The organism is Porphyrobacter sp. YT40 (assembly GCF_006542605.1).
In the GTDB taxonomy this organism is placed as follows: Bacteria; Pseudomonadota; Alphaproteobacteria; order Sphingomonadales; family Sphingomonadaceae; genus Erythrobacter.
On the sequence record NZ_CP041222.1, the window covers coordinates 62,532 to 84,513 of the forward strand.

Genomic DNA, 21,982 nt, shown 5'->3' on the forward strand with positions numbered 1-21,982 from the left:
GGATGCTATCCATCAAGAAGCGCGTAATGCGCGGGCGGCTTGATCGTCTCCATCCGCTCGGTGAGAAGCGGTCGGAAGCTCGGGCGGCTCTTGAACACGGCATACCAGCCGCGCGACTGTTCGTGCCCCGCCCAGTCGATCCCGCCGAGGTAATCCGCGACCGAAATCTGCGCGGCGGCGGCCAGATCGGCGAGGCTCATGGTCGATCCCGCCACCCACGGGCGATTGTCGATCAGCCAGTCGAGATAGTCGAGATGCCCGTGCGCCATCTTCATCGCATTGCGCAGCGCGCCGCTGTCGGGCGGCTGGCGCAAGATGCGCTTCTTCATCCGCTCGGACAAAAGCGGCGCGGTGACATCGGCGTAGAAGTTCTCGTCGAACAGCGCGACCAGCCGCCGAATTTCGGCGCGCTGGGTGGCGGTGCCGTTGATCATGGACCCACGCTCCACCGTCTCCTCGAAATATTCCGCGATCGCGCGGCTATCGGGAATGACGATGTTCTTGTCCGGATTGACGATCACCGGCGTCCGTCCGGCCGGATTGAGGTTGAAGAACATGTCCGAGGCCGACCACGGGTCTTCGCGCACCAGATCGAAGGGGATGTTCTTCTCGCTCAGCAGCAGCCGGATCTTGCGACTGAAGGGGCAGAGCGGGAATTGATGGAGTTGCCACATGGTGGCCATTCCATGCCCCATCTGTCGCGGCGAATCCAGCGGCGCGCGCGGCGGGTGCGGGGATATGTTGCGACAGTTTAAAGCCCGGCGGCGGACTTCATCAGTTCGCAGGCGGGCATCAGCTGCGCGACCCGCTGTTCGCCATCGGGGCCGTTGTTGCTCTCCACGCCCTTGGCAGCGATCGTGACGATGTTATCGCGCGTCAGACCGGTGTCCATCAGCTGCGCCATCACCCGCACGAAGAATTCGCGCCCGCCGCTGGCGGTGACCTCGGGGTAGCCCGCCCCGCGCGGGTCGCCGGCCTTCTGCCACTGGCCGATGGTGGCATAGGCGACCGCGCAGCGTGCGGCGGCGGCATCGGCGACGGGGAGTTCGTCGATCGTGACGGTCTCGGCGGGCGGCTGCTGCGCGGCTTGCGGCGGAGCATCCTGAAGCGCAAGCGCGGCGGCGAAAAGGGGGATAAGCATGGCCTCTCCTATGCCCTCCCACCTGAACCTGTGGCTACCGAAATCGCCGTTGCGGGTGGGGGCGATCCGTCCTAATCCGCAACCTGTCTTATGAGAGGAGACGAAATTTCATGTTCAGTCACATCATGATCGGGACCAGCGATTTCGACCGGGCCAAGGAATTCTACGATAAGGTGCTCGGCGTGCTGGGCGCGAAGCCGGGGAACATCAACGTCGCCGCCACCGGCCACCGCCGCGCCTTCTGGATGCACAATGGCGGGATGTTCTCGATCAGCGAGCCGATCAATGATCAGCCCGCGACCTGCGCCAACGGATCGACCATCGGCTTTGCCTGCGACAGTCTGGAGCAGGTGCAGGCCTTCCACGATGCCGCCGTGGCCGCGGGCGGCAAGTCGATCGAAGACCCCCCGGGCCCGCGCACCGGCGCGATGGGCACGCTGAATCTGGGCTACGTGCTCGATCTCGACGGCCACAAGCTGTGCATGCTGCACAGGGCTTGATTGGTTTGCGCGCTCGCTGACGCGAGCGGCAGACCTCCCGCCCCGCCTCCCCGCCCGGCCACCATAACATAGTGGTACTATTGGTGGCCGGGCGGGGAGGCGGGGCGGGAGGTCTGCGCCACCGAAGGTGGCCGAAAACTAACGACTCAATTCGAAAACTGCGAATTCGGCGCGCCAGTTCGCTGCTGGCGCGCCGATTTGTTTCTCGTTGGAGAAGAACCACGCGCGCTCCACCTTCGCGCCCTTCATCCGGGCGAGGTCGCGGAAGTCCTCCACGGTGACATGGTGGATGTTCTCGGTCTCGTACCAGCTCACCGGCAGCGCGCGCGTCACCGGCATCCGCCCACCCAGCAGCAGCGCCGCGCGAGTGCGCCAGTGGGCGAAGTTGGGGAACGAGACAAAGGCCCGCCGCCCCACTCGCAGCAGCTCGTCGAGCATCAGATCGGGCCGTGTCGCGGTCTGAAGCGTTTGGCTGAGGATCGCGTAGTCGAACGCCTTGTCGGGGTAGTTGGCAAGGTCGAGGTTCGCGTCCCCCTGCACCACGCTGAGCCCGCGCGATACGCAGCGCTCCACCAGCGCACCGTCCAGTTCCATCCCGCGCGCATCGCAGCCGCTGACGCTCTCCAGTTCCGCCATCAAGGCCCCATCGCCGCAGCCGATGTCGAGCACCCGGCTGCCGGGCGCGACATGGGCGGCGATCGCGGCGAGGTCAGGCCGTAGCCGGGAAGTGGGGGGGCTCATTCCACGAACCCCTTCACCACCCGGTCGAGCTGATCGTGCTCGAGCAGGAAGCTGTCATGCCCGTGCGGCGCGGAGAGCTCCACGAAACTCACCTTCGCCCCCGCCGCGTTCAAGGCGTGGACGATGTGGCGGCTTTCGGCGGTGGGATAGAGCCAGTCGGTATCGAAGCTGACGAGGCAGAACCGCGCCTGCGTCCCCGCGAAGGCGTCCGCCAATTTCCCGCCGTGCTCTTCCGCGATGTCGAAGTAGTCCATCGCGCGGGTGATGTAGAGGTAGGAGTTGGCGTCGAACCGCCTGGTGAACCCGCTGCCCTGATAACGCAGATAGCTTTCCACCTGAAACTCGGCGTCGAAGCCGAAGCCCTTGGCCTCGCGGTCCTGCAAGCGGCGGCCGAATTTCTCGGTCAGCCCCGCTTCGGAGAGGTAAGTGATATGCGCCGCCATCCGCGCCACGGCGAGGCCGTTGTCGGGCCGCGCGTCGCTGGCGTAGTAGTTGCCATCGTTCCACGCAGGATCGGCCATGATCGCCTGCCGCCCGACTTCGTGGAAGGCGATGTTCTGCGCCGAATGGCGCGCGGTCGAAGCGATTACCAGCACCCGCGCCGCACGCTCGGGCCAGTTGGCGGCAAGGCTCAATGCCTGCATCCCGCCCATCGACCCGCCGACCACGGCATGGAGCTTTTCGATCCCCAGCCCGTCGAGCAGCGCCACAAGCCCGCGCACCATGTCGCGGATGGTGATGACGGGGAAGCGCATGGCATAGGGCTGACCGTCGGGCGCGAGGCTCGCCGGGCCGCTCGATCCCATGCAGGAGCCGATGACGTTGGCGCAGATCACGAAGTGGCGGCCCGTATCGATCGGCTTGCCCGGCCCCACCATCCGCTCCCACCACCCCGGCTTGCCGGTGATCGGATGCGGGCTGGCGAGATACTGGTCGCCCGTCAGCGCGTGGCAGACGAGCACGGCGTTGCTCTTGTCGGGGCTGAGCGTGCCATAGGTCTCGTAGGCGATCTCGCAATTCTCCAGCACCTGCCCGCTGTCGAGCGGCAGGGGGGCGGGGACGCGGTAGACCGGTGAGACAGGCGGAGCGGCGTTCATTGGCCGTGCGACTTGGGGTAGCCCCCCGCGCGTGTCAATCGGCACCGCAGGCACGCCCGCGTTTTCGCGCTGTATTCGCACCCGCAAACTGGCTATCGCGCACGTCCGATGTCGAGACCCGAACCCAAACCCTGGATCGCCGAGATCCACGCCTACGTCCCCGGCAAGTCCAAGTCGGCGAGCGGCAAGCCGCTGGTGAAGCTGTCGGCGAACGAGAACCCATTGGGCTCCAGCCCCGCGGCGCTCGCGGCGCTGGCCGAGGGGCATGTCGCTGCCGATTACCCAGATCCCGATGCGCGCGCGCTGCGGGAGGCGATCGCGCAGGTTCACGGGCTCGACCCCGCGCTGATCGTCTGCGGCACCGGCTCGGGCGAGTTGCTGCACTGCGCGGTGCAGGCCTTGTGCGGGCCGGGGGACGAGGTGGTGATGTCGCGCTACTCCTTCTCGCTCTACCCGCTGCTGGCGCAGAAGGTGGGGGCCACGCCGGTGTTTGCCGAGCCCGAGGGTCACGGGGCGAGCGTCGACAACCTGCTCGCCGCCGTTACGCCAGCGACCCGCGTGGTGTTGCTCGACAATCCCAACAACCCCGTCGGCACCTTCCTCCCCCCCGCGGAGGTCGCCCGCCTTCACGCCGGCCTGCCCGCCGACGTACTGCTGGTGGTGGACGAGGCCTACGGCGAGTATGTCGACCCCGCCTTCCAGACCCAAGCCTTCGCCCTCGCAGCGGCCCACGAGAACGTGCTGGTCAGTCGCACCTTCTCCAAGGCCTATGGCCTCGCCTCGGAGCGGGTCGGCTGGGTGACCGGCTCGGCGCACCTCATCGACCTCGTCAACCGGTTGCGCGGCGCGTTCAACGTCTCGGTGAGCGGGCAAAAGGCCGCGCTCGCTGCGCTCTCCGACCAGACCTTCGTCGCCGCATCCCGCGAACACAACGCCCGCGAACGCGCCCGGCTGGCCGAGGCCATCGCGATGCTGGGCAACCACGGCATCTCCGCTTCGCCCAGCGAAGCCAACTTCCTCCTCGTCCATTTCGATGGCGCGGTGACCGCATCGCGAGCGCTCGAAGCGCTGGCCGAGGCCGGATACGCCGTGCGCCACCTGCCCTCGCAAGGCCTGCCGAACAGCTTGCGGATCACCATCGGCACCACCGCAGCGACCAGCGATGTGATCGCCACGCTCCGCCAGCTGTGCGGAGAGGCGGCATGACCATCCGGTCGCTCGCGATCATCGGCCTCGGCCTGCTCGGCGGGTCGATCGGGCTCGCGACCAAGGCGCGCGCGCCGCACATCGTCACCACCGGCTGGGACCGCGACCCCGATGTCCGTGCGCGGGCGGCGGAGCGGGGGCTGGCGGATACCATCGCCGACACCGCCGAGGCCGCCGTCGCAGACGCCGACCTTGTGATCCTGTGCGTCCCCGTCGGCGCGATGGGCGATGCGGCGCGGGCCATCGCCCCGGGCCTCAAGCCCAACGCCATCGTCAGCGACGTCGGCTCCTCCAAGGCCGCAGTCGCCGCCGCGCTGGCCGAGGCGCTGCCGGACGCCACCATCATCCCCGCCCACCCCGTCGCGGGCACCGAGCAGAGCGGGCCGGACGCAGGCTTCGCCACGCTGTTCGCGGGCCGCTGGTGCATCCTCACCCCGCCCGAAGGCTGCGACGCGGATGCGCTTCAGGCCCTGTCGGAGTTCTGGACCGCGCTCGGCTCCAAGGTCGAGCTGATGGACGCCGCGCACCACGATCTCGTGCTCGCCGTCACCAGCCATATTCCGCACCTCATCGCCTACACCATCGTCGGCACCGCCAGCGATCTGGAGGACGTGACGCAGAGCGAGGTCATCAAGTACTCGGCAGGCGGCTTCCGCGACTTCACCCGCATCGCCGCCTCCGACCCGGTGATGTGGCGCGACGTGTTCCTCAGCAACAAGGGCGCGGTGCTGGAGATGCTGGGGCGCTTCACCGAGGACCTCACCGCGATGCAACGCGCGATCCGTTCCGCCGATGGCGACGCGCTGTTCGACCTCTTCACCCGCACGCGCGCGATTCGCCGCGCGGTGATCGAACAGGGGCAGGACGACGAACGCCCCGATTTCGGCCGCGAACACGGGGAATAGGGCGCGGTAGCTTCAGGCTGGCGCCAGAAAAAAGCTGCCGTTCGGCTTTCGACCCAGTAGCTGCTGTTGAGGCGATCTCGGAAACATCCCGAAAGCTGCCGGGCCGCACCGACAAGATGGAGCGATTGAGGTCGGTCGAGATTTCAGCCTTTCGGGAGGGCGGCGAAAAGTGATAGATCGCAGTCCCTCACTCCTGTGGTCGGAGGGTCCATGCCGTATCCCCGCTCTTTCTTCGCGGTCGTCGGGCTTCTGCTGCTGATCATGGCAGGGTTCTGGCCGTTTTACTGGTCTCGTCTGCGCGAGGTGCCATGGGAATTGCACCTGCACGGGGCTACCGCAAGCTTGTGGGTTCTGCTCCTGCTGTTCCAGACACGAAGCATTCATGCGGGGAAAAGGCAGGCGCACCGGATAGCTGGCCGTGCGAGTCTCGCCTTGACGCCGTTCATTTCCGCCGGGCTGGTTGCAGCTCTTTACGGAACCGCGCGATTTTACCACCAAGGCGACGTGTTCTATCGTGCAGTCGGCCCGATGTTTGCCATTTCGACCGCGATCACCTTGCCTGCATTTCTTTATTTGTATGGACAGGCGCTACGTCACCGGACGCAGCCTGCCCCGCATGCAGGATATATGCTCGGTACCGCGCTGTTGCTGTTTCAAGCGCCCTTTGCCCGTATTCTGGTAGGGCTGGCCCCACCATTCCAGATCAGGGGCATCGAGGATTTCGGCAACCTCATTGATGCGGTGGTCGCCGCCACAGTCCTTGCTGCATTCATCGCAGCCCTGCTGTGGCTACGAGATCGCAAGGCCGCGCGCCCCTTTGCAGAAGTCGCGGTCATCCTGTCCGTTCAGGCTCTGCTGGTAAATTCGCTTTCCGGCTCTGCAATTGTGGACGCAGGGCTACGCGGTTTTGCTGCAGCGCCTTTTGCAGCGAGCCTTGCGGTTGCGTTCATGGCTGGATTGGCGACGACGTGGCTCGGCTGGAGGGCGATTGGACATGGACTACCGACTGGCCTGGTAAAGGCCAATAGCTGAATCGATCAGCGAATGTCAGATTGGCCACCTTGAGCGGAAAGCGGACTGCCCGCGAAAAGCAAAGACCGCGCCAATTTGCGAATGGCCGACATTTTTGTAGCAGCATCCAGTCAGAAACTGCCATTCGCCTTCCCACCCACTTCCGGCCATTCGGGCCAAATTCCCGCAAACGTGAAAGCGGACTTCAGCCGCCGCCCTCTACCCGTTCAGCATATTGATCGCCGCGTGGACCCGCGCCTCCACCTCCTCGCGCGGGAGGCCCGCAGGGATCGTGTCGCCGACCTTGTAGGTGATCCGGCCGGGCCGCTTGACCGGGCGGTGATAGAGCCGCCCGCTGTCCACCGCGATCGGCACGACCGGCAGGCGCAGCAGCTTGTAGAGCCCGGCGAAGCCCGCTTGGAGCGGCGGGCGCGACCCGTGGGGGACGCGGGTGCCTTCGGGGAAGATCACCAAGGGGCGGCCCTCCGCGACCCGCTGCTTCGCCAGCGCAAGCATCTGGCGCAAGGTCTTGGCGCCGTCGCCGCGCGCGACCGGGATGAGGCCATAGACCAGCGCGGAATAACCCCAGCCGGGGATGCGGAACAGTTCCTGCTTGGCGAAGACCGCCGGGTGCGTGAACAGGCGGGGGGTGTCGATCGCCTCGAAGAAGGCCTCGTGCTTGACCGCGATCAGCACCGGGCCCTGTGGCAGTTCGCCATCGAGCACCACCTCGATGCCGAGCAGATGCTGCACGCACCACAGATGCCAGCGGCCCCACCGCCCGACGATCCCGCGCAGCCAGCCGCGCCGCACGGTCACCGCCACCACCGAGGCGATCACCAGCAGCGCGCTGCCGCCATAGAACAGCACGTAGAAGACAAGGCTGCGCAGCGCGGCGATCAGTCCGCTCAAAGGTCCGCCAGCCCCGCCGCGCGGCTGGCGAGCAGCTTGTGATATTCGAGAAACAGCGTGCCGACATCGGGCTTCGAGGGCACCGCGTCGCGCACCACCGTGACATGGTCGGGCAGCGTGCGGGCAAGCTCTCCTGCGGCGCGGCGCATGTGCCAGTCGGTGGTGACCAGCCGCAGCGAGCGCACCTCGTTCTGCGCGACCCACTTGGCGGTTTCGGCGGCGTTGGAGCGGGTATCGACCGCCGCAAAGCCGAGCGTCACGCAGCAGGACATGCGCTGCGGGGACACGCCGAACTGGGCGGCGAATTCCTGCGGGCGCACCTCGCGATCGACCCCGCTGACGAGCATCTTGCGCGACAGGCCTTCGTCGAGCACTTCCAGCCCGCGCGGGATGCGCCCGGCCCCGCCGGTCGGCACGATCACCGCGTCGGTTCGCACACCTTCCTCGGCGGGCTGCGGCAACAGGGTGGCGAACCACAGGAAGCCGATCGCCCAGGCCAGGAATATCACAGAGAGCACGCGCCGGATCATCAAGCGTCGCCTAAAGCATGTCGCGCAAGGCAAGCGCAATGGTGATCCGCGCGGTGAGCAGCGCCAGCAGCACCCCGGCGAGCGGAATCGCCGCGATCACCAGCCAGTCCCCGAGCGTCAAGCCCCCGCCGCTCACCATCGCGCTGCCGAGCGCCGCGAATTGCCGGCCGAGCAGCCAGACCGCCGCGACCCCCAGCCCGGTGCCCAGCAGTGCGCCGAAAACCGCCTCGCGCAGCACGTCGCGCAGGAACACGGCGCTGACCTGCCGCTCGCTCGCGCCGAGCAGGTGCATGATCTCGACCGTCTCGCGCGCCCCGGCAAAGGCGTTGCGCGCCGCCAGCCACACCGCCGCAGCGGTCGCCAGCGCGACCAGCACGATCAGCGCCAGCGCCATCCACTGCACCGCTGCGAGCGCATCGGCCACGGGTTTGAGGAAATCGCCCTGGGCATCGACCCGCGCGCCGGGCACCTTCGCCGCGAGCGCAGCCTCGATCCGGGCGATCTCATCCGCGCCCGCCTCGGAGGACAGCTCGACATCGATCAGCGCCGGGATCGGCACATCCCCGGACGACGCGCCTTCGCCCAGCCAGGGTTCGAGCATGGCGACCAGTTCGGCCTCGGGCAGCAGGCGCACTGCGGTAACCCCCTCGAGCCCGGTCAGCACGTCGACCGCCGCCTGCCCGCGCGCCGCGCGCAGATCGGGGTTGGGCTCGATCACCTGCACGCTGACCGCACGCGACAATCCGGCGTTGGCGCTGGCGGAGAGATTGGCGAAAGCCAGCCCTCCGGCTGCGGCGATCACCACCAGCGCGATCAGGATCGCGATAACCCAGGGGATCGGCCCGGTCAGGCGCGCAGGCGGCAGCAGCCGCGCCGCCGCCCGGCCGAGCGGACGCTGCGGCAGCGGCGCGGCGAGCGCGGCGTCGTCCTCGGTCTCGTCGGCGTCGGGCCCGGCGGGGAGCGGCGGCAGCGTGCTCATGGTGCCCCGCTCACGCCCGAAGGCCGCGGTGGATAGCGCAGCGCGCCGGTGGGATCGGACAGCTGGCCCTTGTGAAGCCGCATGATCAGCGAATCCGGCACCTTCTTGAGCAGGTGGACATCGTGGGTCGCCACCACCACCGTGGTGCCGACGCGGTTGTTGAGCGCCTCGAACAGGCGCAGCAGCTTCAAGGCCATGTCCGGATCGACGTTGCCAGTCGGCTCGTCGGCGATCAGCATCTTCGGCCGGCCGATCACCGCACGGGCGATGGCGACGCGCTGCTGCTCTCCGCCCGACAGGGTCGGCGGCACGGCATGGGCGCGGTGCGACAGGCCCACCCAGTCGAGCATGTCGCCCACCGCCTTCACCACCTTCTTCTCCTCCGTCCCCGCCAGCCGCAGCGGCAGCGCGACATTGTCGAAGGCAGTGAGATAGGGGACGAGGCGGAAGTTCTGGAACACCACGCCGAGGCGGCGGCGCAGATCGGGCAGGCGATCGCGCGGCATCGTCACCAGATCCTGCCCGAACATCCGGATCGCCCCGCGCGAGGGCCGCTGGGCGAGGTAGAGCAGCTTCAGCAGGCTGGTCTTGCCCGCCCCGCTCGCCCCGGTGAGAAAGTAGAAACTGCCGGGGAACAGGGTGAAGCTCAGGTCGCTCAGCACCTCGGGATCGGTGCCGTAGCGCAGCCCGACATTGTCGAATTTCACATGGCCCGCGAGGTTGTCGGTCATGCGCCGCACCTAACAGCGGGGCGGGGTGCGGAAAAGCCGCAAGCTGCAAAGAGTGCGGCCCATCACCCGATTTTGCCCCCGCAATGTGGAAAACAGCGGGTAAATGCCCTTGACGGCCCCCTGCACTCTTGTGCGCGGGGGCGCGGTGATTCATGCTTTCGGCCGACATGATCATCGTGTGCCCCGCCTGTAGCACCCGCTATGCCGTGCCCGACGCCGCCGTCGGCAGCGAGGGCCGCACCGTGCGCTGCGCCAAGTGCAAGCACAGCTGGTTTCAGGAACCCGCCGAAAGCGCGGTGCCCCCCGCCCCGTCGCCGCCGCCTGCGCCACGCCCCTCGCCGACACCCGCGCCCGCGCCGCCTCCGCCGCCTGCCGAGCCGCCCGTCGCGACACCGGCCCCGCAGCCGGCCCCCGAGCCCGCGAGCGAAGGCCCGTCCGTAAGCCACTGGCGCTCGCCCGAGGCGTCGGGAAGCGCTCCGGGCTATACCGAGGAAGACACCGGCTTTGCCGTGCGCGCGCTGCGGCGCGGGCTGGCCAAGGACGGCGCGGCCGAACCGCCGGTGGGTGCCCCCGCCGCTCCGCCCGCCGTGGAGCCTGCCCCCGCCTTTGCCGACGACACCCCCGAACCGCCCTTCGATGACGAGGAAGCGGACGAGGAGGGCGGCTCGCAGTTCGATTACCGCGCGCCCTTCACCCGGCGGCGCAACACGCTCAAGATGTGGACGCTGGCCGCGGCGCTGTTCGCGGCGATCGCCACCGGGCTGGTCGTGGCGGTCAATTACTATGGCCTGCCCGATTGGGTGCCGATCAAGCGCCCGACCTTCGGCGCAAGCCAGTCGGCGCTCGATTTCAACTTCCCCGCCGGTGAGCAGCGCAAGCAGACGCTCGAAAACGGCGAGGCGATCTTCCAGGTGCGCGGCACCATCACCAACACCAGCCGCGAGACCGTGGCGGTGCCCGATGTGCTGCTGGTGTTCCAGGACCGGCGCGACCGCAATGTCGGCGACTGGCTGGTGCCCCCGCCCAAGCGCAATCTGGCGCCGGGAGAAACCGTTCAGGTCACGCAGGCGGTGCGCAACATCCCGGCCGATGCCGCCGAAGCCAAGCTCGGCTGGGCCCCCAACTGACACCTTCGCGCACAAGCGCGTCAAACCGCTTGCGCGCGGCCAAACCCCTTGCTAGGGGCGCGCTCCTACCGCGGGGCCAGCGCTTTGGCTGCCCCGACATACCCCGAGTGCGGTCGTGGCGGAACTGGTAGACGCGCAACGTTGAGGTCGTTGTGGGCGAAAGCCCGTGGAAGTTCGAGTCTTCTCGACCGCACCAATCTTTCCCTGACATGATGTGAGATATCCGGGACACCGGATCCCCCGGCCCCACGCGGCCGCGCTGTATGCTTCAATCCCGCGCCAGTTCCAGCTCGGCGCGCAGCCCGCCCTCGGGCCGGTTGGCAAGGCGCAGCTGCCCGCCATGCGCGCGGGCGATGGCGGCGACGATGGCAAGGCCCAGCCCGTGCCCGCCGGTCGCCCGGTTGCGCGAGGGTTCGAGCCGCACGAAGGGCTCCATCGCCGAGGGCAACCGATCTTCCGGGATACCGGGGCCGTCATCCTCGACCACGAGGGTGGCGAAGCGCTCGTCCGCTTCGATCCCGATCGTGACCTGCCCGCCATAGCGCACGGCATTCTCGACCAGATTGGCGAGGGCGCGGCGCACCGCTGCCGCATCGACGGGGGCGCGGATCGGGGCGGCGGTGGACACGGTGACATTCGCGCCTTTCGCGCGGAAGCCGTCGCCAACCTCGCGGGCGATGGCGGCAAGGTCGGAGGGCTGGCGCGCCACGGAGGCCGTATTGCGCGCCAGCGAGAGAATCCCCTCGAGATCGCCGGACAGCCGGTCGAGCGAATCGATCATGTCGCGGCGCACCGCCTCGTCCCCCACCAGTTCCACCTGAATGCGCAGGGCCGCCAGCGGCGTGCGCAGGTCGTGGCCGATCGCGCCCAGCATCACGTCGCGCTCGCGCAGCATTCGCACGATCCGCTGCTTCATCGCGCCAATCGCGGTGACCAGCGCGCGCACGTCGCTCGGCGCGGTGGCGGGCGCGGGGTCGCCCGCCGGGGCCACGCCGTGGCGGCCCGCCTCCCAGCTGTCGGCCTCGTGGGTCAGCACCGCCAGCGGCCGGGTGGCGCTGCGCACCAGCCACAAGAGCGGGATCAGCAGCACGGCGAGGATCACCAGCGTCTGCAGCGCCAGCTCGGCGATCACCGGGCCGAGCGGGTCGGGGCCGCGGGCGCGGGCCGAGAGCCATCGCCCATCGGCGAGCCGGGCGGCGACGATCAGGACATTCCCCCCGCGCGGGCCCGTCTGCACGGCGGCCTGCACGTCGGCCACGCCCGCAAGGGCGGCTTCGTCGATGCGCGCGCGCAGCACCGCCTCGATATCGGGCAGGCGCGCCGCATCGGGCGCAACCGGGCTCGCGCGCGAAACAACCACCGCCACGCGCCGCAACCCGCGGCGTTGCGGGAACGCACGGATGTCGCCCGCATCGCCCGCCTCTATCGCATCGACCAGCCGCCCGATCGCCGGGCTGGCGGCGCTCTCGATCCCGAACCCGCGCCGCTCGCGCAGTTGCAGCGCGAAGTTGAGCGACTGCGCCAGGATCAGCCCCAGCGCGACAATCAGCATCACCTGCTGCGCCAGCGAAAGCCGCGCAAGCAGCCTCACAGCCGCGTCACCTTCGCGGCGAGGACATAGCCTGCGGCATGGACGGTCTTGATGAATTCGGGCGATTTGGGGTCGGCCTCGATCTTGCGCCGCAACCGGCTGATGGCGTTGTCGACCGCGCGGTCGAAGGGACCGGCTTCCCGCCCGCGGGTGAGATCAAGCAACTGGTCGCGCGACAGGGGAATGCCGGGGCGCTGCACCAGCGCTTCGAGCAGCAGAAACTCCCCGCCGGTGAGCGGAACCTCGGTCCCGTCCTCGTGGGCGAGGCGGCGGCGGGTGACATCGAGAATCCAGGGGCCGAAGCGGAAAGCCGTGTGATTCTCCGGCCCGCCGACGCTGCGCTGGCTGCGGCGCAGGATCGCGGCGATGCGCGCGGTCAGCTCGCGCGGGTTGAAGGGTTTGGCGAGATAATCGTCCGCGCCCATTTCCAGCCCGACGATGCGGTCGATCTCTTCGGCGCGGGCGGTCAGCAGGATAACCGGCAGATCGCCTGTGGCGCGGATAAAGCGCGCGAGGCTGAGGCCGTCCTCGCCCGGCATCATGATGTCGAGGATAGCGAGATCGAAGGCACCGGCCTGTAGATGCGCGCGCGCCTCGGCCGCATTGGCGGCGGCGGTGACGCGGTAGCCGGCATTGGCCAGCACCGTAGCGAGCGGTTTGCGGATCGATTCCTCGTCATCGACAAGCAGCAGATGCGGTCTGGCGGTGGTCATCGGGTCTTTCGGTGGTTCGGGTCAGCGCCCGTCCGATAGCACGGTTGCGGGCAAATGTGTGCGAAGGCGGGGGCCGGCGATGCGCCAGCCCCCGCCTCGTTGCCAAGGTGTGCGATCAGCCGCGGCGGGCCTTACGCGCCTCGCGCATGGCGGCGCGTTCCTCGGCGGTCACAACACCGTCCTTATTGGCATCGGCGCGTTCGAACCGGGCGAGCGCCCTGGCGCCGAATTCGGCGCGGGTGATGACGCCGTCGCCGTTGGCGTCGATCTTGCCGCGCCCCTCGCCGCGCTTTCCGCCACGGCGTTCGCCGCCGCGCTTGTCGGCCATCTCAGCCCCGCGGGCCTCGCGGCGTTCGGCGCGCTTGGCGCGATGCTGTTCACGCGCGGCCTGCATCTCGGCCTGCTCGATCTGGCCGTTGCCATTGGTGTCGATCGCCCGGAAGCGCTGGTCGAGGCGGGTGTTGACCTCGGCCAGCGTGACCTCGCCGTTCTTGTCGAGATCGCCGCGCAGCGACTGGGGCGGTGCGGCGATGGCCGTGCCCGCCAGAGCGAGCGAAACGAGACCGCCGGTGAGAATGGTAGTGATACGCATGGGGGAAGTCCTTTCAGGGAAGGCAGCACCATCGCCGCCTCTGGTGCCCTTATGGCGGGCGGCTGTCCCAGCGATTTGTCAGCGCAGGCGGAAAATTGTCGCAAGATGTAACGGGCAGCGCGCGGGCACCCGGCGACCTGAAAAAAATTTTTCGGGTTGACGGTGCATCGATCGGGCGGGCTGACGCCGGTTTCGATGCGCCACCTTCTGCAACAAATCAAACGTTTGCAAGAACGGTCTGCCGTCGGCTGGGGCCTTGAGGGGCAGTGCGACGAGCCGGTTCAGGCCATCGGCAGGCCGCTTTCCTAACGAGTTGCTAACCATCGCCGCGTAAATGCCCCGAGGTATGAATACGCAGACCCATCTTTACCTGTCGTCCACCACGCTCGTCAGCACCGCGCTGGCGCTGGCCGCGCTGACCGCTGCGCCCGCGCTGGCGGGGGGCGTGACTGCGGGGACGCTGATCGAGAACACCGCCGTCGCCAGCTACGAAGAGGCGGGCATTGCGCGCAACGTCAATTCCAACACCGTCACCGTGCGGGTCGACGAGCTGCTCGACGTGACGCTGACCTCGCTCGATCCCGGCCCCGTCACCGCGCGGCCCGGCGATGCGGTGCTGACCTTCGAGCTGACCAACCAGGGCAACGGCCCCGAAGCCTTCCGCCTGCTCGCCAACACCGCGGTGGGCGGCAATGATTTCGATGTCACGCTGCGCGCGATCGCGATCGATAGCAACGGCAACGGCACCTATGACGAAGGCGTCGACGCGATCCTCACCGCGCCTGAGACCACCGCGGTGCTCGCGCCCGATGCGGCGCTCACCGTCTTCGTGCTGGTGACCGTGCCCGACGGCGTCACCGATGCGCAGACCAGCAATGTCGATCTCAGCGCCGAGGCGGTCACCGGCAGCGGCACCCCCGGCACTGCCTTTGCGGGCGCAGGGGTGGACGGCGGCGATGCGATCGTCGGCAATACCGGCGCGCTGGCGACCGCGCGCGGATCGCTCGTCAATGCCGTCGCCAGCGTCGCGCTGGTCAAGTCTGTGGTGCTGCGCGATCCCTTCGGCGGGACGAGCGCGGTGCCCGGCACGATCGCCACCTTCACCATCGAAGCGCGCGTCAGCGGCACCGGATCGGTCGCCAATCTGGTGGTGCGCGACGCCATTCCGGCCGGCACGACCTACGCGCCCGGCACCCTCACGCTCGACACCGCCCCGCTGACCGACGCCACCGATGGCGATGCGGGCACGGCGTCCGATGCCGACGGCATCGCCGTCACGATCGGCAGTGTCACTGCCGGCACCAACCGGGCCGTCACCTTCGAAGTCACCTTAGACCAGTAAACCGACCAAATATTCTACTATAAAAACAAACATTTGAAATTCGGGTAATACAACAAAAAATGTACGGGGCCACGACCATGAAGACCTTGACCACGCTGATGTTCACCGCCGCAGCCGCCGCTGCGCTCGCCATGCCCGCGCTGCCGCTGGCCGCCCAGACCTCCAGCCCGATCGCGCTCAACGGCGACGTGAAGGCGGTCAAAGTCATCGTCGAAGCCGACGGCAAGGAGCGCACCGAACTGGTGGAGCCCACCGCGATCGTTCCGGGCGACCGGCTGGTGTTCGGCACCGACTACGCCAACAAGGGCGGCGAAGCGGTGACCAACTTCGTCGTCACCAATCCCCTGCCCGCCGCCGTGCGCCTCGCGCCCGATGCCGATGCGACGCTGGAAGTGTCGGTCGACGGCGGCAAGAGCTTCGGCGCGCTGGCCGCGCTGACCATCGCCAATCCCGACGGGACCACCCGTCCCGCCACCCATGCCGACGTTACCCACGTCCGCTGGGTGCTGGCCAGCATCGACCCCGGCGCTTCGGGGCGGCTGACCTATCCCGCCATCATCCGCTGACCAGCGGAAGGTAACCGCCACGTCCTGCGGGCGGGTTTGATCACGCGGGACACACACTCAGGACCGAAAACATGAAGACCACCAAGCAGTTGCTCGGTGCGGTAAGCGCGTTTGCGCTTGTCGCCATGACGAGCGCCCCTGCTCTGGCCCAGGGGACCAGTGCAGGCACCACCATCACCAACAACGTGACTGTCACCTACAATGTCAACGGCGTCACCCAGAACGCCGAGACCGCGACCGACAGCTTCACCGTCGACCAGCGCGTCAACGTGACCGTCACCAATGTCGGTGCGGCCACCAGCGTTGCGCCGGGCGAGACCGATCAGGCACTGGCCTTCGACGTCACCAACCTGTCGAACAGCAGTGTCGATCTTGAACTGACCGCGCTGCTCAACGCCGGGAACAACGCCAACATCAGCAACATTCGCATCTATCGCGATCTCGATGGCGACCGCGTGCTCGATGCCGCCGAACTCGCGGCCGGGCCGATCACCTATCTCGATGAAGTCGGCAGCTCTGCGACCGGCGTCACCGTGGCCGTGATCGTGCTGGCCGATGTCGGCCTCAATGCGACGAACGGCGACAGCTTCGACGTGGCGCTCACCGCCAATGCCCATGCTGCGGGCGGCGCGGGTTCGCTTGGTGCGGAACTGGTCGAATCGGCCAGCAACACCACCGGCATCGACACCGTGCTGTTCGACGGTCAGGGCGCCACCGACGCGCTGCGCGACGGCGCGTTCTCGGCGATCGGCACCTACACCGTGGCCGGCGCCGTGGTCGATGTGGCCAAGGCGAGCCGCGTGGTCAGCGATCCGGTCAACGGCACCAACAACCCCAAGGCGATCCCGGGCGCGACGGTCGAATATTGCATCACCGTGTCGAACGCGGCGGGTGCGGCGACCGCGACCGATGTCGACGTGACCGACGATCTGCCCTTCGATGTCACCTATGACAGCGCCTTCGGCATCTTCGTCGATGGCGATGCGACCTGCGCCAATGGCACCGCCGGCGGCACCTTCGCAGCCGGCGCTGGCGCGGGCGGCGAAGACCGCGTGACGGGCGACCTCAGCGATGTCGCTGGCGGTCAGACCCGCTCGCTCTACTTCCGGGTCACGATCGACTAAGCCCCTGATCCGGAAACAGGTCTTGCGTGTAACCCCCTCCTTGCGGCGCGTCGCGGCAGCACTCTTTGCAGTGCTGCTGCCGTTTGGCGCGTGGCAGGGAGGGGCATCGGCGCAGACCACTGACGGCGCCGGCGTGCGCACCATCACCAACATCGCCGAAGCCACCTGGGAGGCTGACGGATCGAGCCGCCGGATCACGAGCAATCCGGTCCGGTTCGACGTCAGCCTCGCCCCGCCCGCCCCGCCCGCGATCCGGGTGTTCCGGCGCGCACCGGGCACGGGTTCGGAACTGGTCTACCGTTCGCCGGTGTGCAGTACCGGCAGCAGCCCGGTGCAAACCGGCCGCTCGTCGGCGCGCACCGCTGTCAGCCCCAATCCGGGTGCGACCTCGGCGCTCAACACCTCGATCGTCCAGCCGACCGACCGCCTGCGCGGAGGCGAGCCGCTGTTCTTCGAAGTGACCGCGGCCAGCGCCAACCGCGACCCCGACGCGATCGACAGCCTTTCCGTGGTGCTTACCAGCCTCGAAGGCGACCGCGAAACCATGACCGTGTTCGAAACCGCCCCGGACAGCGGCGTGTTCACCGGCGTGATCGACACCTTCCGCATTCCCCCGCCGCTGGTGCAGGAAGATTGCCGCCTCAGCGTAGGGGCGGATTCGCGCATCACCGTGGCCGCGATGGCGCCGGGCAGCGACACCATCCTGGTGCAGACCGACGTTGCCGTGCTGGTCGATCCCTTCGGCGTGGTGTTCGACAGCGAAACCGGCGAACCGGTCGATGGCGCGCGCGTCACGCTGGTCGATGCCGCCACCGGTGCGGCAGCGACGGTCTTTGCCGAGGACGGGACAACCCCTTGGCCTTCAACGGTTATCTCCGGCAGCGACATCACCGATGGCGCCGGACGAACGGTGATGATGGGGCCGGGCGAGTTTTGGTTCCCGCTCACCGCGACGGGCCGATACCGGCTGGTGGTCGATCCGCCCACTCCCTACACCGCGCCCTCTGCCGCCCCGCGCGAGCTGCTAGCGCGCGTCACCCGTCCTGACGGCAGGCCGCACGTGATCCGCGAAGGGTCGTTCGGCGATACCTTCGTGCTCGACAGCCCCATCCCCTACGAGATCGACATTCCGGTCGACCGCCCCGGCATCGACCTTGCCCTCACCAAGACAGCCTCGCGCGTCAATGCCGCGCCGGGCGATGCGATCTTCTATACCGTCACCGTGCGCAACGCCGATCCGGCGCGGGTCAAGCGCGCGGTGACGATCACCGATACGCCTTCGCGCTGGCTGCGGCTGCGGCCCGACACGATCCGCATCAACGGCACCGCCGCCGCGCCGGGGGCGGTGACGATCGCTCCCGATGGCCGCGTGCTGACCATCGCGCTCGGCGACATCGCTGCCGGAGCGAGCGCGCGGGTGACCTATGCGATGACCGTGCGCCCCGATGCGCAGCCGGGCCGCGCGCTCAACGATGCGCTGGCACGCGACGCTCTCGGCCGTCAGGTGCGTGCGAGCGCGGCGGTCGACGTGGTGCGCGAAGGCATCGCCGACCGCATGACCATCATCGGCCGCATCACCGCCGGGGCCTGCACGCTCGACGAAGCGCAACGCATTGGTATTGCTGGCGTCCGCGTGATGCTGGAAGACGGCAGCTTCGCGGTCACCGATGCCGACGGGCGCTATCACTTCGAAGGCGTGGTGCCCGGCACCCACGTGGTGCAGGTCTCGCGCATGACCCTGCCCGAGGGCGCGCGGATGGTCGATTGCTCGGCCTCGACCCGCAACGCGGGCAGCGCGATCTCGCGCTTCGCGATCGGACAGGGCGGCAGCCTGGTGGTCGCGGATTTCCACGCGGTGTTGCCGGAAGGCGCTTCACCGGTTGCGGCAGCCGCGGCCCCGTCCGCACCCGAAGCCGCTCCCTCCGCCCCCGCGAACCCCGCGCAGCCCACCGCCGCGCCCGACGATTACCTCGCAATGGGCGATGGCGAGGATGGCTTCCTCAGCCCCACCGAAAACGCCAACCCGCGCGCGCCCGCGATCCGCGTCGCGATCCGCCACCGCCGCGGGCAGAGCGTGCAGCTTCTGGTCGACGGCAAGCCGGTCGATCCGCTCGCCTTCGACGGCACCCAGACGCCCGAGCGCGGCAAATATGCCGTCAGCCAGTGGCGCGGCGTGCCGCTGGAGAACGAGCGCACGATGGTCGAAGCGCGCGTGCTCAACTCCTTCGGCGAAGTCTCCAAGACCTTCACCCGCGAGGTGTTCTTCACCCGCACGCCCGCCAAGGTCGAGTTCCTGCCTGCGCTCTCGAACCTCGTCGCCGACGGGCGCACCCGCCCGGTGGTCGCGATCCGCGTGCTCGACCGCAACGGCCGCCCGCTGCGCGAAGGCATTTCGGGCAATTTTACGCTCAACGCCCCTTACCAGAGCGCCGAGCAGATCGACCGCCAGCAATTGAACCAGCTGACCGGCACCGCGCCCATCGCCGCGCGCTGGGTGATCGAGGGCGAGGAAGGCATCGCCCGCATCGAGCTCGCGCCGACCATGGTGAGCGGCTCGCTGCGGCTCGATTTCGCCTTCGACGACGGCACGATCACCCGCCGTCAGGAGCTCGAGACCTGGATCGAGCCGGGCGATATCGAATGGACCATCGTCGGCCTTGCCGAAGGCACGGTGGGCGCGCGTTCGGTCGCCGACAACATGGAGCGCGCCGGGCAGTTCGACAGCGATCTGGGCGATGATGCGCGCGTCGCGCTCTATGCCAAGGGCCGGGTGCTGGGCAAATATCTGCTCACCCTCGCCTATGACAGCGCCAAGCAGCGCGAAGACCAGCGCGTGCTCGGCGCGATCGACCCGCAGGCCTATTACACCGTCTTCGGCGATGCCTCGGCCCGCCAGTTCGATGCCGCCAGCCGCGAAAAGCTCTATGTCCGCATCGAGACCGCGACCTTCTACGCGCTCTACGGCGACTTCCAGACCGCCTTCAACCAGACCCGCCTTGCCAATTACAACCGCACCGCCACCGGCGTGAAGGGCGAGGCGCGGGTCGGCGGGATCAAGGCGCAGGGCTTTGCCGCAGAGATCGCCAGCCGGTTCCAGCGGCAGGAAATCCAGGGCCAGGGCATTTCCGGCCCCTACAGCCTCGCCAGCCGCCGCATCCTCGCCAATTCAGAACGCGTGACCATCGAAGTGCGCGACCGCTTCCGCCCCGAGCTGATCGTCTCGGCGCGCGAGCTGACGCGCTTCGTCGATTACGACATCGACCTCCTTTCGGGCACGATCAGCTTTGCCGCCCCGGTGCTCAGCCGTGACGAGAACTTGAACCCGCAATTCATCGTGATCGAGTTCGAAACCGACGGCGCGGGCGCGGCGGAGTGGAACGCCGGGGTGCGCGCCGACTGGACCAGCGATGACGGCGCGATCCGCATCGGCGCGACCGCGATCAGCGATGCCGGGCTCGAAACCCGCAGTGGCGAAGTGCAGCGCACCGATATCGGCGCGGTCGATCTGCTCGCTCGCGTCGGCGACAACACCGAAATCCGCGCCGAGTTGGGCGTCAGCCGCCGCGAGGGCGAGGCCGCCGCCGGCTGGCTGGTCGAAGCGCAGCACCAGACCGCCAGCCTCGATCTGCTCGCCTATGCCCGCCAGATCGACGCCGATTACGGCATCGGCCAGCAAAACGCCGCCGAACGCGGGCGCCGCAAGATCGGGGTCGACGGGCGGGTGCTGCTGAGCCAGCGGTTCACCTTCACCGGCAGCCTGTGGCAGGACGACAGCCTGACCGACACGGTCCGCCGCCGCGCCGTGCAGGGGCAGTTCACGCGCACCGGCCTCAACACCGATCTGCGCCTCGGCATCACCCATTTCGACGATCGCCTCGCCGATGGCTCCACCGCCGCCTCGACCGTGCTCGAAGCGGGTGCGACCCAGCGGCTGTTCGGCAACCGGCTGGAGCTGTCCGCCGGGACCGCCGTAGCACTGGGCCAGAGCGAAAGCCTCGATCTGCCCGCGCGCCACCGGCTCGGCCTGCGCTATGCGATCACGCAGGACGTGCGGCTGGTGGGCACCTATGAACTGGCCGAGGGCGAGACCCTCAAGGCGCGGCAGCTGCGCGGCGGGATCGAAGTCGCGCCGTGGCAGGGCGGGCAGATCGTCACCACGCTGGGCGAGGAGACCATCGGCGAAAACGGCACCCGCAGCTTTGCCGCCTTCGGCCTGTCGCAGACGCTGCAAATCGACCAGCACTTCACCATCGACGCCACGGTGGACGGCAACCGCACGATCGGCGGCAACCCCGGCACCGCAGGCGTCATCAACCCCGCCCAGCCCCCGGCGAGCGGCGGCCAGCTGACCGGCGGCCTGCTGTTCGAGGATTTCACCGCCGTCACCTTCGGCATCGCCTGGCGCAAGGACCGCTGGAGCGTCACCGCGCGCGGCGAGATGCGCGATGGCGAGACCGCCGACCGCAAGGGCGCGCAGTTCGGCGCGATCCGCCAGCTGGGCGAAGGCAGCCTCGTCGGGTCGGGGATCACCTGGACGCTGTCGGATTCCCCGACCGGTGCCAAGGCCGAGATCCTCGATGCCAGCATCGCCTTTGCGCACCGCCCCGACGGCGCGCCGCTCGCCATGCTCGGACGGCTGGAGTTCCGGTCCGACCGGATCACCGGCGGCGTGGCGGGCGAAATCGGCGGCGCAGGCGGTGCAGGCCGCACCGCGCTGGTGGTCGATGGCGATGCCACGGCACGCCGTCTGGTCGCCAGCCTCTCCGCCAACCTCACCCCGCGCGGGGACGAGGGCGGGGCCGAAGTGCGCCGCCACGAATTCGCGCTGTTCCTCGGCGCGCGGCACAATCTCGACCGCTTCGAGGGCACCGAGTTTTCGGGCACCTCGGTGCTGGTCGGGGCCGACGGGCGCATCGGGATCGGCGAGCGGTTCGAGATCGGGGCGAGCGCGACGGTGCGTTCCAACCTCACCGACGAAGTGACCAGCTTCGCCTATGGCCCGACCGTCGGCGTGACTCCGGTGAAGGGAATGCTGCTGACGCTGGGCTATAATGTCGAAGGCTTCCGCGACGCCGATTTCCGCGCCGCGCGCAACACCGACAAGGGCGTTTTCGCGGCGGTGCGGATGGCCTTCGATGCCGACAGCTTCAGCTTCCTCGGACTGGGGAGGTAAG

At 68.5% G+C, this 21,982-nt stretch carries 20 protein-coding genes and 1 tRNA gene; 10 read left to right on the top strand and 11 right to left on the bottom strand.

Annotation, left to right across the window (positions count from 1 at the left end):
- Positions 1–5 precede the first annotated feature (5 nt).
- Positions 6–674: a glutathione S-transferase family protein gene (locus E2E27_RS00295; RefSeq protein WP_141456921.1), complete on the bottom strand. Its 669-nt coding sequence runs from the start codon at positions 672–674 to the stop codon at positions 6–8.
- Positions 675–751: 77 nt separating this feature from the next.
- A complete protein-coding gene (locus tag E2E27_RS00300) occupies positions 752–1,141 on the bottom strand; it encodes a hypothetical protein (protein ID WP_141456923.1) in 390 nt (129 codons plus the stop codon).
- A 110-nt stretch (positions 1,142–1,251) separates the two neighbouring features.
- Between E2E27_RS00300 and E2E27_RS00305 the strand changes: the two genes are divergently transcribed.
- Positions 1,252–1,641 carry a VOC family protein gene (locus tag E2E27_RS00305; RefSeq protein WP_141456925.1) on the top strand — a complete coding sequence of 130 codons (390 nt, stop codon included), beginning with the start codon at positions 1,252–1,254 and terminating at the stop codon, positions 1,639–1,641.
- 138 nt (positions 1,642–1,779) lie between these two features.
- Here E2E27_RS00305 and metW read toward each other — a convergent pair whose 3' ends face one another.
- Both metW and metX read right to left on the bottom strand, forming a co-directional pair.
- Positions 1,780–2,382, bottom strand: a complete 603-nt coding sequence (gene metW / locus E2E27_RS00310) for a methionine biosynthesis protein MetW (RefSeq protein ID WP_141456927.1) — start codon at positions 2,380–2,382, stop codon at positions 1,780–1,782.
- A complete protein-coding gene (metX, locus tag E2E27_RS00315) occupies positions 2,379–3,479 on the bottom strand; it encodes a homoserine O-acetyltransferase MetX (protein ID WP_181443504.1) in 1,101 nt (366 codons plus the stop codon). The genes metW and metX overlap by 4 nt, the downstream gene beginning before the upstream one ends.
- A 108-nt stretch (positions 3,480–3,587) precedes the next feature.
- Between metX and E2E27_RS00320 the strand changes: the two genes are divergently transcribed.
- The 3 genes from E2E27_RS00320 to E2E27_RS00330 all read left to right on the top strand — a co-directional run bounded on the left by E2E27_RS00320 (position 3,588) and on the right by E2E27_RS00330 (position 6,622).
- Positions 3,588–4,685 (top strand): pyridoxal phosphate-dependent aminotransferase, encoded by a 1,098-nt coding sequence (locus E2E27_RS00320; protein ID WP_141456929.1) that lies wholly within the window; start codon positions 3,588–3,590, stop codon positions 4,683–4,685.
- The gene (locus E2E27_RS00325) at positions 4,682–5,590 is read left to right on the top strand and encodes a prephenate/arogenate dehydrogenase family protein (protein ID WP_141456931.1); all 909 of its coding nucleotides are present in this window, start codon (positions 4,682–4,684) and stop codon (positions 5,588–5,590) included. The genes E2E27_RS00320 and E2E27_RS00325 overlap by 4 nt, the downstream gene beginning before the upstream one ends.
- A gap of 210 nt (positions 5,591–5,800) precedes the next feature.
- Positions 5,801–6,622 (top strand): hypothetical protein, encoded by an 822-nt coding sequence (locus tag E2E27_RS00330; protein WP_141456932.1) that lies wholly within the window; start codon positions 5,801–5,803, stop codon positions 6,620–6,622.
- 198 nt (positions 6,623–6,820) lie between these two features.
- Here the strand turns inward: E2E27_RS00330 and E2E27_RS00335 are convergent, their stop codons facing one another.
- From E2E27_RS00335 to ftsE, 4 genes are read right to left on the bottom strand one after another with little or no spacing between them, the layout of a single operon-like run.
- On the bottom strand, positions 6,821–7,513 hold the full coding sequence (locus tag E2E27_RS00335; RefSeq protein WP_234036123.1) for a lysophospholipid acyltransferase family protein: 693 nt from the start codon (positions 7,511–7,513) through the stop codon (positions 6,821–6,823).
- Complete coding sequence (locus E2E27_RS00340) at positions 7,510–8,043, bottom strand: YdcF family protein (protein WP_141456934.1); 534 nt, start codon at positions 8,041–8,043, stop codon at positions 7,510–7,512. The genes E2E27_RS00335 and E2E27_RS00340 overlap by 4 nt, the downstream gene beginning before the upstream one ends.
- 10 nt (positions 8,044–8,053) lie before the next feature.
- Positions 8,054–9,022, bottom strand: a complete 969-nt coding sequence (locus E2E27_RS00345; protein WP_141456936.1) for a cell division protein FtsX — start codon at positions 9,020–9,022, stop codon at positions 8,054–8,056.
- Positions 9,019–9,753: a cell division ATP-binding protein FtsE gene (ftsE, locus tag E2E27_RS00350; protein WP_141456938.1), complete on the bottom strand. Its 735-nt coding sequence runs from the start codon at positions 9,751–9,753 to the stop codon at positions 9,019–9,021. Before ftsE ends, E2E27_RS00345 begins: the two co-directional genes overlap by 4 nt.
- A gap of 152 nt (positions 9,754–9,905) precedes the next feature.
- On the opposite strand from ftsE, the gene E2E27_RS00355 reads away from it, so the two are divergent.
- Together E2E27_RS00355 and E2E27_RS00360 are read left to right on the top strand one after the other, a co-directional pair.
- Positions 9,906–10,880: an MJ0042-type zinc finger domain-containing protein gene (locus E2E27_RS00355; protein ID WP_234036124.1), complete on the top strand. Its 975-nt coding sequence runs from the start codon at positions 9,906–9,908 to the stop codon at positions 10,878–10,880.
- Between the two features lie 109 nt (positions 10,881–10,989).
- Positions 10,990–11,076, top strand: a tRNA-Leu gene (locus E2E27_RS00360).
- 72 nt (positions 11,077–11,148) lie between these two features.
- On the opposite strand, the gene E2E27_RS00365 is transcribed toward E2E27_RS00360, so the two are convergent.
- The 3 genes from E2E27_RS00365 to E2E27_RS00375 all read right to left on the bottom strand — a co-directional run bounded on the left by E2E27_RS00365 (position 11,149) and on the right by E2E27_RS00375 (position 13,776).
- Entirely contained in the window at positions 11,149–12,471 is a 1,323-nt protein-coding gene (locus E2E27_RS00365) for a sensor histidine kinase (protein WP_141456940.1), read from the bottom strand.
- Complete coding sequence (locus E2E27_RS00370; RefSeq protein WP_141456942.1) at positions 12,468–13,184, bottom strand: response regulator; 717 nt, start codon at positions 13,182–13,184, stop codon at positions 12,468–12,470. The genes E2E27_RS00365 and E2E27_RS00370 overlap by 4 nt, the downstream gene beginning before the upstream one ends.
- Positions 13,185–13,299: 115 nt before the next feature.
- Positions 13,300–13,776, bottom strand: coding sequence for an EF-hand domain-containing protein (locus E2E27_RS00375; RefSeq protein WP_141461439.1), 477 nt, complete (start codon positions 13,774–13,776; stop codon positions 13,300–13,302).
- 346 nt (positions 13,777–14,122) lie between these two features.
- Here E2E27_RS00375 and E2E27_RS00380 point away from each other — a divergent pair, with 346 nt between their 5' ends.
- The 4 genes from E2E27_RS00380 to E2E27_RS00395 all read left to right on the top strand — a co-directional run bounded on the left by E2E27_RS00380 (position 14,123) and on the right by E2E27_RS00395 (position 21,981).
- Positions 14,123–15,118 carry a hypothetical protein gene (locus E2E27_RS00380; protein ID WP_141456944.1) on the top strand — a complete coding sequence of 332 codons (996 nt, stop codon included), beginning with the start codon at positions 14,123–14,125 and terminating at the stop codon, positions 15,116–15,118.
- A gap of 77 nt (positions 15,119–15,195) precedes the next feature.
- The gene (locus E2E27_RS00385) at positions 15,196–15,684 is read left to right on the top strand and encodes a hypothetical protein (RefSeq protein ID WP_141456946.1); all 489 of its coding nucleotides are present in this window, start codon (positions 15,196–15,198) and stop codon (positions 15,682–15,684) included.
- Positions 15,685–15,755: 71 nt separating this feature from the next.
- A complete protein-coding gene (locus tag E2E27_RS00390) occupies positions 15,756–16,808 on the top strand; it encodes a DUF11 domain-containing protein (protein ID WP_141456948.1) in 1,053 nt (350 codons plus the stop codon).
- A 70-nt stretch (positions 16,809–16,878) separates the two neighbouring features.
- Entirely contained in the window at positions 16,879–21,981 is a 5,103-nt protein-coding gene (locus E2E27_RS00395; RefSeq protein ID WP_234036125.1) for a hypothetical protein, read from the top strand.
- The last annotated feature ends 1 nt before the right edge of the window (position 21,982 follow it).